The sequence below is a fragment of the Photobacterium andalusiense genome (genome assembly GCF_900185625.1).
Lineage (GTDB): Bacteria > Pseudomonadota > Gammaproteobacteria > Enterobacterales > Vibrionaceae > Photobacterium > Photobacterium aquimaris.
The window spans coordinates 22,513-36,326 of record NZ_FYAJ01000006.1 but is presented as its reverse complement, the minus strand read 5'-3'; the positions used below and the strand labels follow the sequence as shown (position 1 = coordinate 36,326).

The following is a 13,814-nucleotide window of genomic DNA, read 5'->3' as shown; positions in this document are numbered from 1 at the left end:
AATAAGTTAAAGTATCTCTATGGAAAGAAATTCAGTATCACCGCTTTATGCCGCAATTGATTTAGGTTCAAACAGCTTTCATATGTGGATTGTGCGTGAAGTCAATGGCAGTGTTCAGACGCTCGCTAAAATCAAACGTAAAGTACGTTTAGCGGCAGGGTTGAATAATCACAACGAACTCAGCCAAGACGCTATTCAACGCGGGCTTGACTGTTTGGCTATTTTTGCTGAACGTTTGCAGGATATCAAACCTGATCACATTCGTATTGTCGGTACTGCCGCCTTGCGTACAGCGGTCAATGCTAACGAATTTCTTTCTCAAGCTCACAGTATTCTTGGCTATCCTGTGAGCGTAATTGCGGGTGAAGAAGAAGCACGTATTATCTATCAAGGGGTAGCGCATACCTCTGGTGGCAGTGATAAACGTCTGGTGGTCGATATTGGCGGCGCCAGTACCGAAGTCATTATTGGTGAAGGTTTTGACGCCAGTGCATTGACGAGCCTAAAAATTGGTTGTGTCACATGGCTGGAGCGTTATTTTAAAGATCGCTACCTTACCTCAGTCAACTTCGATGCCGCTATTAATGGCGCTAAAGAAGCGATTGAAGCCATTATTGAGCGTTACACTCAGCAAGGCTGGGAAACCTGTGTTGGCGCAAGTGGCACCGTGCAAGCATTACAAGAAATTATGCTCGCACAAGGCATGGATGAAATAATCACTCTGCCAAAGCTTAAACGCCTTCAACGCCAAGCGATGCAATATGAACGTTTGGAAGATCTTGATATTGAAGGTTTAACATTAGAACGAGCGCTAGTTTTCCCTAGCGGATTATCGATTCTAATCGCCCTATTTGAATCATTACAAATAGAATCAATGACCCTGGCTGGCGGTGCGCTACGTGAAGGCTTGGTCTATGAAATGATGGATCAAATGCGTCATCACGATGTGTGCTCACGAACAATTATGAGCATGCAACAACGGTTTCAATTGGATCATCACCACGCAGATAACGTGAGTGATATGGCACTGGCATTATTAGCCCAGTGTGCAAATTGGCAACTGGAACCACCAGCAGAAAACCTCCTTCAAGCAGCGGCCAAATTACATGAAATTGGTGCTAGCATTGAATTTAAAAAAAGTGGTGAACATGCGGCTTACTTAATTAAGCACATGGACTTACCTGGCTTCACTCGCGCACAAAAAAATCTTATTGCTGAGTTATTACGTCGTCATAACGGCCCATTAACCAGCTTACCAGAACAACATGCGTTATCAGCGCCAAGTGCTGCTCGTTTACTACGCTTGTTACGACTGGCGATTATTTTATGCCATCGCCGCGATCAAAACTGTTTGCCTCCCTTTAGCTTACGCATGGAAGACAACAAATTGACGTTGTTATTATCGGCGAAATGGTTGATCAATAATCCGCTTACTCGTAGCGAATTAACCCAAGAAGCTACCCGTCAAACTGATATGGGCTGGCCAATGGTAGTAACGGCACAAGACTGATCAATAGCATTACAATCTAGCGATGAGGGTTGCCCTCTTAGCTCTAGGATCAAAAAAGGCTCCCTTTAAGGAGCCTTTTTTATTTGCTATCGCTTTGTAATCTGTCAGCCTTAGCCGGTAATACCACTATGACGCAGCATTGCATCTAATTGTGGTTCACGGCCACGGAAACGCTTAAACAGTTCCATTGGCTCTTCACTACCGCCTTTTTCTAACACACAGGTTAGGAAGTCGTTACCGGTTTGCGGGTTAAAGATACCTTCTTCTTCAAAGCGTGAGAATGCATCTGCTGATAATAATTCAGCCCACAAGTAACTGTAATAACCTGCACTGTAGCCACCAGCAAAAATATGGCTAAAGCTATGAGGGAAACGTCCCCACTCAGGGCTTGGCACCACTGAAACTTTGTCTTTAACCTCAAATAAGGTCTCTAATACTTGCGCACCAACCTCGGGATCGTAGTTAGAGTACAAGCTGAAATCAAACAATCCAAACTCAAGCTGGCGTAAAATAAACATCGCTGATTGGAAATTCTTCGCCGCGAGCATTTTATCAAGCATCAGTTTTGGTAACGGCTCACCAGTCTCGTAATGGCCCGAAATAAACGCTAATGCCTCTTCTTGCCAACACCAATTTTCAAGAAATTGACTTGGTAGCTCTACTGCATCCCACGGCACACCATTAATGCCAGATACCGCTGCAACATCAATTTGGGTTAGCATATGGTGAATACCATGACCCGTTTCATGGAATAAAGTCGTGACTTCATTATGAGTAAACAGCGCTGGCTGATCGCCCACTGGACGATTAAAGTTACAGGTTAGATAAGCCACTGGTGTTTGTAGGCTACCGTCGATACGTGTACGACGTACCACACACTCATCCATCCACGCACCACCACGCTTGTGCTCACGAGCATATAAATCTAAGTAGAAGCTGCCGCGTAATGTGCCTTTGTTGTCAAAGATGTCATAGAATTTTACCGACTCGTGCCATACTTCCACGCCTTGACGTTGTTTGATTTCAAGACCAAATACACGCTTTAGTACTTCAAATAATCCCGCAACCACCTTTTGTTCAGGGAAGTATGGACGTAATTCTTCATCTGAAATGCTGTAACGATGCTGCTTTAGCTTTTCAGAATAAAACGCAAAATCCCACGGCTCTAATTGCTCAACCCCAAATTCATTGCGAGCATAATCACGTAACTCAGCAACTTCACGTTCACCTTGTGGTTTGGCGCGATCAGCTAAGTCATTTAAAAAGCCCAACACTTGATCGGTCGATTGTGCCATTTTGGTTGCCAGTGATTTCTCACCATAATTGCTAAACCCTAATAAACTCGCAATCTCATGACTAAGTTTAAGTTTTTCAGCAATAATTTCTGAATTATCAAACTCACCCGCATTAGGACCACGATCTGACGCGCGAGTACTGAATGCTTGATACATTTCAGCCCGTAGCTCACGGTTTTCACAATAAGTCATCACAGGTAAATACGATGGAATATCAAGCGTAAACAAGTAACCTTGCTCGCCTTTAGCTTCTGCATTCGCTTGTGCTGCTTGTAATGCAGATTCAGGCAAGCCATGCAGTTGCTCAACATCAGTGATCACCTTGCTCCATGCCATAGTCGCATCTAAGACATTATTGCTGAAGGTTGATGCAAGTTCAGACAAACGCTTACTGATATCACCAAAACGCTGCTGTTGCTCTGCAGGTAAACCTATGCCTGATAACTCAAACGCTTTTAGCGCATCATTTACAGCTTTCTGTTGGGCTTGACTCAAATTAGCAAAATCGTCACTAGCTTGAATCATTTTATAGGCGTCATAAAGGCCTTTATGTTGTCCAACCCAAGTAGCGTAGTCTGACAATAGCGGTAGGCAGCTTTCATACGCTTGACGTAACTCAGGGCTATTCTTAACCCCATTAAGATGGCCAACTGGAGACCAAATACGTCCAAGACGATCATCTAATTCAGCCAGTGGGCGACAAATTGTGTCCCAAGTTGGCATTTGTAATTGAGATAACACTGACTCAACGTTGTTACGGCAATCAGTGATCGCTTGTTCAACCGCAGGTTTAATGTGCTCAGGTTTAATATGAGCAAACGGTGGCAAATCAGTCATCGTCAATAATGGGTTAGACATACGCTTTTCCTTTATTTTTATCTTATTATTAACATGCGCCCGCGATAGATAAATTTCAATCCTTTGCTCGGTTTGGAGTATAAAAAGGCAGAAATAGCGCACTTCCTCTGTCTTGATAGTAGCAAAGGTTGGCACCATAGTTGGATATTGGTGAATAATTGACGATAATAGCCTTTAGCACCCCTGCTTTAGATACCGATAGAGACTAATTTCATGCTGAGTTATCGCCACAGCTTTCACGCTGGCAACCACGCAGATGTGGTTAAACACATTGTTCAAAGCCTAATTCTGGATGCACTCAAGCAAAAAGATAAACCGTTCGTGTATCACGATACTCACTCAGGTGTTGGTCGTTACGATCTGCAAGATGAGCGCAGCGAAAAAACCGGTGAGTTTAAGCAAGGTATCGCCCGTATTTGGTCTCGCGATGATATTCCTACCGAAATTGGCGCATATATTGATGCAATTAAAGCCCTTAATGACAGTGATGAGTTACGTTACTACCCAGGGTCTCCCAAAGTGGCACGTGCACAAATTCGTGATCAAGATCGCATGGTATTAACCGAATTACACCCAAGTGATTTTCCATTATTACTGCAAGAGTTTCGTGGCGATCGCCAAGTTAAAATGTACCAAGAAGATGGCTTCGCACGTTTAAAAGCCAGCTTGCCGCCTAAAGAACGTCGCGGGGTGGTGTTGATAGATCCACCTTATGAACTTAAGCACGAATACCAAGATGTGGTGAAAGCAATTAAGCAAAGCCATAAACGTTGGGCAACAGGTACTTACGCAATTTGGTATCCTGTGGTTTACCGCGAAACAATTGATAATATGCTTCAAGGTCTAAAAGATTTAGACATTCGCAATATTCTTCAAATTGAGCTTGGCGTTGAGCCAGACACTGAAGAGCGCGGCATGACAGCCTCAGGCATGATTGTGATTAACCCACCGTGGAAACTTGCGGCTCAAATGGAACAGATCCTGCCATGGTTGCAACAAGCCATCGCACCGAATCACGGTCACTATAAAGTTGAGTGGATCGTACCTGAGTAACTGACTGACGTTACTACTTTGCACAATAAACAGTCACTTTTGTTGGTGGCTGTTATATTTCTTAGGTTACAATCAGCATTTTCGATGGTAAAGTAACTTATTAATCGGTTTTTCCGATTTTAAATCCTCGTCACTCAGCCCAATCTTGATTACACTAGGTGACAGTGAATATTCATAACATCTATTGGAGTAAAGTCATGGCAAAGCATTTTGATTACATCTGCATCGGTGGTGGTAGCGGTGGTATTGCATCAGCAAACCGTGCGGCAATGTATGGCGCTAAAGTAGCAATCATTGAAGCAAAAGCCCTTGGTGGTACTTGCGTTAACGTTGGTTGTGTACCCAAAAAAGTAATGTGGCATGGTGCTCAAATCGCTGAAGCTATGCACCTTTACGCAAAAGATTACGGCTTTGACGTTGATGTAAAAGGTTTTAACTGGAGCAAACTGGTTGAAAACCGTGAAGCTTACATCAGCCGTATTCATACCTCTTACGACAATGTATTGGGCAAAAATAACGTTGAAGTGATCAATGGCTTTGCGACCTTTATTGATGCCAAAACAATTGCAGTCAACGGTGAGCATTACACCGCCGATCATATTTTGATCGCCGTCGGTGGTGAACCAACAATTCCAAATGTACCTGGTGCTGAATACGGTATTGATTCCAACGGTTTCTTTGAACTTAATGAGCAACCTAAGCGTACAGCCATTGTTGGTGCAGGTTATATCGCCGTTGAAATCGCAGGCGTATTAAGTGCACTAGGCACTGATACTCATCTGTTTGTACGTAAAGAATCACCACTACGTAGCTTCGATCCAATGATTGTTGATACCTTAGTTGAAGTTATGGCAGCCGAAGGTCCAACCCTTCACACTCACTCTATTCCTAAGCAAGTAGTTAAAGAAGCTGACGGTTCAATTACACTGCATTTTGAAAATGGTGAATCACACAATACCGATTTACTGATTTGGGCAATTGGTCGCCATCCAGCGACTGACAAAATCAACCTTCAAGCAACAGGGGTTGAAACCAATGCGCGTGGCTACATCAAAGTAGACCAATACCAAGCAACCAATGTTGAAGGTATCTACTGTGTGGGTGACATCATGGAAGGCGGTATCGAGCTAACACCAATTGCGGTTAAGGCTGGTCGTCAATTATCTGAGCGTCTGTTTAATAACAAGCCAGAAGCGAAGATGGATTACACTTTAGTACCTACTGTTGTGTTTAGCCACCCGCCAATCGGCACCATTGGTCTAACGACCCAAGAAGCGATTGAGCAATATGGTGAACAAAATGTCAAAGTCTACCAATCAGGCTTTACTGCAATGTATACCGCAGTCACCAGTCACCGTCAGCCATGTAAAATGAAATTGGTATGTGCTGGTGCAGATGAGAAAGTTGTCGGTCTACATGGTATTGGTTATACCGTTGATGAAATGATTCAAGGTTTTGGTGTGGCAATGAAGATGGGCGCAACGAAAGCCGATTTTGATAGCGTAGTTGCTATTCACCCAACTGGCTCTGAAGAGTTTGTTACCATGCGTTGATCGCACTAACGCTTGATATTAAAGCTGGTTTATCCTTTTTAGAAATTGGATAACCAGCTTTTTTTTGATCGATTAACCGTGGTGATGATGACCATCTTCATGGTTATGACCACAACCACATGTTGGTGCAATCACAGTTTGAATTGGCGTTAGCGTAATCTGCGCTAATAATTCTTCTGTGCTGACGGTATTTAATAAATGCATATTTTCAGCATTAACTGCCATAGGATCTTCAATCGCACGCTGGGTTTGCATCACCGCAACCACTTGCTCAGTCACAGCCGCTGGTAATGACAACTCACGGATCACTTTAAGTTCATTATTAGCTGTATCTAATGCCATCATTGATAATGCTAATGTTGGTGTCGTTGGCTGCTGAAAATATTCCGCAGGGATCGCTGCTGCGTTAAACTGAATATCAAACGCAAGTTCTGCCAATTTAAAGACCACTAAACAACCGCCATTATCAGTTTTCATAAGACCAAATTCTGCGGTGGCTTCTGCCATCATCTGTTGTTCATCTGCGGTGATACCGTTTAAACCGATAAAAACAATATTGCTCATATCATTGCGGAACATCTCAATAACGGCGCCATCGCCGGCAACAAATGGATGTTCATCAATAATCTGACCGACATGAAATTGCTGATTTGAATGTGCTGCCATGGTGTACCTCATCGTTATTTTCGCTCAGTCGCTTCAGTTTACACCAAATCAACCAGCAGTTATGTTATCAATTTATTATTAACCATTACCCATTTAATAACAATATAGCAAAAAGCTAAAACACTATTACCCAATAGTAACAATGTTTATAATTTAGACCCAAAAAAGCCCTAACAAAAAGTTAAGGCTTTAATATATAACAACTAAATTTATATTTTATTGTGCCGGTGCAAAATCTGCTGCTGCTGCACGGTGAGCAGTATAAATTGCTTCACCATCGCTTTCTGCATCAAAGATAACCTTAACATCTGGACTAAATAGAATAACATCGCCAACTTCAGCAACATATTTAGTGCCAGCTTCATCACGCACAACAATCTTACCTTTGGTGATCACTTTATACTCAACAGAATCGTAGAAGTATTCAAATTCAACCCCAGGTGCCATTGTGAAATGACCAATGGTTAATGCATTGCTGTTAGTCGTTACAGCAACTTCAGCCATATCACTTTTTAGACCTTCAACTTCAAGTAACTTGCTTAAATCGTTAAGCTTAAAAGAACCTGATTTGATCAGTGTAATACCTGGCTTAGTTGTTAATGTTGTCATCAGTAGCGCCTTATTTTTATAGTAAGACCAAAGTCAATTCAGTGATCTTATCAAGTACAGATGATCAAATTACCATCACAGCAATTGGATCTATTATTGGATTTGGGAGTAACAAAAATCAATATTGACGGTTGAAATTATTTAATAACCTCAAACGACTATTTATTTAATTGAGCATCATCTTGAGTGATGCTTTCTGATGTCAATAAGTGTAACTCATCACTTAAAATCAACAATAGCTTAAAAATATAAATACTATTACTGTACAGTAACAATCAACACCATATTCAGTACAAATGTTATTAATCGCTTTTTTGTTTAAAAAAATCAGTGCTACATGCTTCAAGCAGAAAAATAGCAACCACGAATAAAAACTCCAAATAATCGCATAATTAACCAATTTTTTTGATTGTAGACTATTCCATCTATTCAATAAAAAATGTAATCTTCAACTCCTTATTTATAGAATAATAGTGAATAGTTATTCTATTGGACCTCGGGGACACCCCCATTAATTCGGCCGTATCTACCAGTAGGTTATAAACAAATATGCATCAACAAGCAGCAGCGCCACCAAAAAACATCAACAATTGGTTAATGTTTATCATTCCATCGTTAATTGGGGTGTTTTTATTTATGGCACCGATTAACTTTGATGGTGATATCACTATTCCCATCGCTGTATTAGCAAAAACGATTCAAAGCCATTTTGAAAACTCATTAACATCGATTGTGACTGCTGTTATCAGTTTTACCGCTGTGATGTCTATTATCACTAAACTGTTTAAGCCCGGCTTTATTCTTCGCAATAGCTTTATTAATGGCTTACTCAACCCATCGCTAATGTGGTTTATCGTCCAACAGCTTGGTGCTGCTTTTGCAGTAATGACCTACTTTAATATTGGCCCAGTGATGTTTCGTAACGATGCCACTGGTGGCTTAGTGCTCAATGATTTATTACCGGTATTATTTTCAGTATTTATTTTTGCGGGTTTACTGCTACCGCTACTGCTCAATTTTGGCCTACTGGAATTTTTTGGCACTTTATTTACTCGCATCATGCGCCCTATTTTTGGCCTGCCGGGTCGCTCATCGGTCAACTGCATTGCATCATGGTTAGGTGATGGTTCAGTTGGAGTGCTACTGACCAGTAAGCAATATGAGTCAGGCATGTATACTCAGCGTGAAGCTGCCGTTATTGGCACCACATTCTCAGCGGTATCAATCACGTTTAGTTTGGTAGTGATTGCTCAAGTAAATTTAGAGCATATGTTTGCTCCATTTTACTTAACGGTATGTTTAGCAGGTTTAGTAGCAGCAATCATTGTGCCGCGTCTGCCGCCATTATCGCGTAAGAAAAATGTCTATATTAATGGCACCACAGAATCATCTCATGATGAAACTGTGCCTGCGGGTCACAATGTTTTTTCTTATGGGCTTGAGCAAGCACTAAAAAAAGCCGCAGAAGTAAAAAGTATTCCTGCAATTGCACTTGATGGACTTAAAAACGCCGTTGATATGGTGTTTGGCGTGCTGCCAGTGGTAATGGCGATTGGTACTGTGGCATTAGTGGTTGCGGAAAATACCCCAATTTTCGATTACCTTGGCATGCCATTTATTCCGTTCCTAGAATTGCTGCATATTCCTGAAGCAGAAGCGGCATCTAAAACTATCGTGGTCGGTTTTGCAGATATGTTCTTGCCATCAATTTTGGCATCAACCATTCAAAGTGATATGACCCGCTTTATTATTGCGGCAATGTCAGTTACTCAGTTGATTTACATGTCTGAAATTGGCGCGCTATTAATTGGCAGTAAAGTACCGGTTAAAGCATGGGAATTATTTGTGATCTTTATTTTGCGTACACTAGTAACGTTACCAGTGATTGCATTAATGGCACACCTGATTTTCTAAATCACTGTTAATAAAATAAAAAGGCGACCATAGTGTCGCTTTTTTTATACCTATCATCACACCCTAATACCTTCGCTCGATAGCCCTAATCAGTATTTTATAATTGTGATCACAGTTCCAAAAACTTTATATTCACCACAAGAATGAAAGCACTTTTTAGCGTTGTCATTGTCTTAAATATCAATAAAATCCTCGAGTTAAAATTTTATAAAAATACCTCATTAAGGGTTTATCAATGCAATTCAAGCTTTCTCTTCTAACCGGTTCTTTATTAGCAGCACTAGCCTTAATAGGTTGTGATAGTGATTCATCTTCTGATTCAAATGCAAATATTAAACCACCAGTAACGCCATCAGAAACAGTAACCATTAAAGCAATTGATGGTTACTTAGTAAATGCCGAAGTAAAAGTTGATGCGGATGGTGACGCTAGCAATGGCTGTGAATTACCACTTGGAACAACAACTGCAGGCGGTGAATTTAACCTTCCAATTAAATATCAAAATAATCAAGTTTGTATTGCGGCAATTGAAGATAAAACCATTGATGAAGATCGCGGTATTGTAGCAACAACATTTGATCTTACCGCTCCTGCTGGCTCAACTGTTGTTACTCCTATGACAAACCTTGTAGTAGAAGTAATGACTGCAAATAATGAGCTAACAGCAGAAACAGCCCAAGCAGAAGTAATTAAAACTCTAACTGATAACGGGTTAGAAATTACTACCGAGCAAGCTTTTGGTGACTTTATTAAAGACACATCAATTGAAGCTAAGAAAATTAGTATTATTGCTGAATCGTTGACAGATAATAATGATAAAACACTAGAACAGCAGCTAGAAATTACGAGCCAAATCACTGTTCAAATCAAAGATAAAGATGACAGCACTTTAGAAGACTTCGCACCAGAAATCACAATCACAGATAATGGTGAAGCCGTTGTTACTGAAAACTATCGCCCAACTATCACAAAATCACTTACCATTGCTGATGTAGAACTTAATGCAGCGATTACAGATATTGATTTAAACACCTATTTTGAAGATAAAGATGTTTTAACATATACAATTAAAGTTAAAAACGCTGAAAACAAAACGATTGCTTTAACTGATTTAGGTCTGACAGAAACAAACAATATCCTTTCTGGTACCGCTAGAATTGCCGGGATTTTTACTTTATACATCACCGCAAATGATGGCAAAGTAAATAGTCACGCTTTAACATCAAGCTTAACAGTAACAACACCGAATACTGCACCAACGGTTAATAACGAAGTTGAAGCAACGCTGCAGCAGCAATTAAAAGATTTAACGCTAACGCAAGGTGAAAATATCACCAATGCCAATATTGCTATTACTGATTTATTTAATGATGTCGATGGTGATGAATTAACTATCACTGCAACAACAACTGATAATGGCATTGTTGCAAAAATTAATACCAACAATGAACTCGTGTTAACTGGCACACCAACCAAACAAGGTGAGCTAACATTAACTCTAACCGCTACAGATGGCATTAATGATCAAGCAGCTACAGCAACATTCGTCACAACGGTATTAGAAGCAATCACACCACCACCGCCAGAGGTAACTCACCCATTAGTAGGCAAAACATGGTATGTAATTGAAGAAGGCACGAATGGCGATCAATTCTCACAAACATGGTGTAATTCAGTTCGGTTTGATAACGGTTCTATCTACTTTAATGATCGAACCGTTGCTAACCGTAATAAATGTTCAGATGCTGCAACTATCGGTGGTAGCTATGAAATAGTCGAGGGCACAATTAAAGTTCAATCTGGATCAGATGCTCTAGCATATAATGTTGTTTCAGACATGAATGTTTCATTGCCAAATACACAGGTAGTCACGCTAACTGAAGGTGAATATACAGAACGTTACACTTATTTTGAAAAGCAAAGTGATGCCGAAAAACGTTTAAATATCGCTTCTAATGGTGGCCCTGAAGTACGAGATATTCCAGCTATCCTTCCAGCGATGACTGAAGATGATTATCAACTTGGTATGTATAGCGTACAAATGTCTAATGATGGTCAAATGAATAATGTGGCATTATGGTTAGATAGTGACACTGGATTTAGCTGTGATAACGCAAATGAATTCTATCGCCACTTTGTACTAACCTCGGCAACATTTAATGATTCAAATGGTATCTCTGGTATGTGTAATAACGTTACAGAAGATGAAATAACTAATGCCGTTATTAATTTTGCTGTTCCATCCGATTTTAAATTAGATGAAAACTATAGCCTTATCGGTTATGTAAATAGCGGTGATAAGGCGTTATTAGAAAACATTAAACTAAACCTAATTTGGAAAGGTGAAGGTAACCAAGAGTAAAATCTTTACGTTCTAAAACAAAAGGCGACCACCCGGTCGCCTTTTTACTATATAAACATCAGCCTATTAGCCTTTGTAAATCTTGGGATTAAACACATCCCGTAGCCAATCACCGAGCAAGTTAATCACTAATACTAAGGTAATTAATACAATGCCTGGGAACGCGGTGATCCACCATGAGCCTGAGAAAATATAGTTAAAACCAATACTGATCAGTGAGCCTAACGACGGCTGATCCACTGGTAAACCTAAACCTAAAAATGATAGTGCCGCTTCTGACATAATTGCATTGGCAACCTGTACTGTAGAAATCACTAAAATTGGTGATAAACAGTTAGGCAAAATATGACGGAACATGATTCGTGGCGCACGAAAGCCCATCACCTTGGCCGCTTCAACATACTCTTTCTTTTTCTCTGCCAATACTGAGGCACGTACCGTTCGTGCATACTGCGGCCATTCAGCAAAACCAATGATCACCACCAGCATGATCACCGCATACTGAGCATAAGTTTCAGCCCCTAACGCGGTCCGGAAAATTGCCGAGACAATGATCGCCACCATCATGGTTGAAAACGATAGCTGCACATCGGCAATACGCATCAGCAAACTATCAATACGACCACCAAAATAGCCCGCAGTTAAGCCAACAATCACCCCAATGGTTAATTGCAATGCCACTGCTAACAAACCAATCGTCAGTGATAATCGCATCCCATATAAAATGGTCGAATAAATATCTCGGCCTTGATCGTCAGTACCTAACACAAAGCTTTGATCGCCATCCTCCATCCACGCTGGCGGTAACTCCGAATCCATAATATCAATTGACGATAAATCATAAGGATTGGTTGGCGCGATAAAAGGTGCAAATAGTGCTGCTGTAGCAAAACTAATAAAGACAGCAAAACAAACCATTGCCACTTTATCTTTGAGAAAATAATAAACAATGTCAGAATTTTTAAAACGCTGCCAACGACTTGGTGCAACGGTGCTAATACTTTCCATGACTTATGCTCCCTTGCCCGTCAAATCTACTGTTGGGTTAACCAAGCCATAAAGCAGGTCAACAATGGTATTGGTTACCACAAAAATAAGGCCCACAAAAATCACATAAGCGGTGATCAACGGCGTATCAACTCGATTAATGGCATCTAAAAATAGCAGTCCAGTACCGGGCCACTGAAATACACTTTCGGTCAAAATAGTGTAGGCAATCATGGTACCAATCTGCACCCCACCGACAGTTAATACCGGCAACATAGTATTTTTCAATGCATGCTGGTAATAGACCTTATTCATAGGCAAACCTTTTGCCTTGGCAAACTTAATGTATTCAGAACTTAATACTTCCAACATTTCAGAGCGTACTAAACGAATAAATAACGGCAGCATAATCGAGGCTAATGCGATACATGGCAGCACTAAATGCTTAAGGCCATCAATCGTAAAGAAACCTGACTCCCAACCTAAGTAATTAGCAGTTTCACCACGCCCAAATGACGGTAACCATCCAAGTTCAATCGAGAACACATACATCAACATGATCGCGGTTAAGAACACTGGAATTGAAATACCAATACTACTAAATGCCATTACCGCTTTAGTAAACACGCTCCGTGGGTGAATAGCGGAATACACTCCAAGTGGAATCGACACTAAAATAATAATCACTGTCGCGCCAAACACTAACTCTAAGGTGGCAACTAATTTATCTAAAATCACCTCAGTCGCTGGACGCTTAAAGGTGTATGAGGTGCCCAAATCCCCTTGAATGGCGTTGCTAAGAAAACGACTGTATTTAGTCACAAATGGATCGTTAAGACCTAAGTCATCACGTAATTGCTGACGTTCAGCTTCTGATACCGATTGGCCGACGAGTTCTCGTAACGGATCGCCAAGGTTATCCTGAATGGCAAATGCCACCAGACTGATCACAAACATCACTATCAGTGCCTGAAACAGGCGTTTGACCAGAAACGAAAACATTCCCT

At 40.9% G+C, this 13,814-nt stretch carries 10 protein-coding genes; 5 read left to right on the top strand and 5 right to left on the bottom strand.

All coding sequences use genetic code 11. The annotated features are described in order from the left end of the window. Positions 1-19: 19 nt before the first annotated feature. On the top strand, positions 20-1,510 hold the full coding sequence (gene gppA / locus PAND9192_RS14100; RefSeq protein WP_087854303.1) for a guanosine-5'-triphosphate,3'-diphosphate diphosphatase: 1,491 nt from the start codon (positions 20-22) through the stop codon (positions 1,508-1,510). A 110-nt stretch (positions 1,511-1,620) separates the two neighbouring features. Here gppA and prlC read toward each other — a convergent pair whose 3' ends face one another. After that, entirely contained in the window at positions 1,621-3,663 is a 2,043-nt protein-coding gene (gene prlC / locus PAND9192_RS14095) for an oligopeptidase A (RefSeq protein ID WP_087854302.1), read from the bottom strand. A gap of 213 nt (positions 3,664-3,876) precedes the next feature. Between prlC and PAND9192_RS14090 the strand changes: the two genes are divergently transcribed. Both PAND9192_RS14090 and gorA read left to right on the top strand, forming a co-directional pair. After that, positions 3,877-4,716, top strand: coding sequence for a 23S rRNA (adenine(2030)-N(6))-methyltransferase RlmJ (locus tag PAND9192_RS14090; protein WP_087854301.1), 840 nt, complete (start codon positions 3,877-3,879; stop codon positions 4,714-4,716). A gap of 197 nt (positions 4,717-4,913) precedes the next feature. Continuing rightward, entirely contained in the window at positions 4,914-6,269 is a 1,356-nt protein-coding gene (gorA, locus tag PAND9192_RS14085) for a glutathione-disulfide reductase (RefSeq protein WP_087854300.1), read from the top strand. A gap of 72 nt (positions 6,270-6,341) precedes the next feature. Here the strand turns inward: gorA and PAND9192_RS14080 are convergent, their stop codons facing one another. Further along, positions 6,342-6,935: a hypothetical protein gene (locus PAND9192_RS14080; protein WP_087854299.1), complete on the bottom strand. Its 594-nt coding sequence runs from the start codon at positions 6,933-6,935 to the stop codon at positions 6,342-6,344. Positions 6,936-7,151: 216 nt separating this feature from the next. After that, the gene (locus PAND9192_RS14075) at positions 7,152-7,544 is read right to left on the bottom strand and encodes a cupin domain-containing protein (protein WP_045032090.1); all 393 of its coding nucleotides are present in this window, start codon (positions 7,542-7,544) and stop codon (positions 7,152-7,154) included. A 549-nt stretch (positions 7,545-8,093) separates the two neighbouring features. On the opposite strand from PAND9192_RS14075, the gene PAND9192_RS14070 reads away from it, so the two are divergent. Further along, positions 8,094-9,458, top strand: a complete 1,365-nt coding sequence (locus PAND9192_RS14070) for a YjiH family protein (RefSeq protein ID WP_087854298.1) — start codon at positions 8,094-8,096, stop codon at positions 9,456-9,458. 235 nt (positions 9,459-9,693) lie between these two features. Continuing rightward, a complete protein-coding gene (locus tag PAND9192_RS14065) occupies positions 9,694-11,820 on the top strand; it encodes a hypothetical protein (protein WP_087854297.1) in 2,127 nt (708 codons plus the stop codon). A gap of 66 nt (positions 11,821-11,886) precedes the next feature. Here PAND9192_RS14065 and PAND9192_RS14060 read toward each other — a convergent pair whose 3' ends face one another. Both PAND9192_RS14060 and PAND9192_RS14055 read right to left on the bottom strand, forming a co-directional pair. Continuing rightward, on the bottom strand, positions 11,887-12,828 hold the full coding sequence (locus PAND9192_RS14060) for an ABC transporter permease (RefSeq protein WP_060999706.1): 942 nt from the start codon (positions 12,826-12,828) through the stop codon (positions 11,887-11,889). A 3-nt stretch (positions 12,829-12,831) separates the two neighbouring features. Next, positions 12,832-13,809, bottom strand: coding sequence for an ABC transporter permease (locus PAND9192_RS14055; RefSeq protein WP_060999704.1), 978 nt, complete (start codon positions 13,807-13,809; stop codon positions 12,832-12,834). Positions 13,810-13,814: the final 5 nt, after the last annotated feature.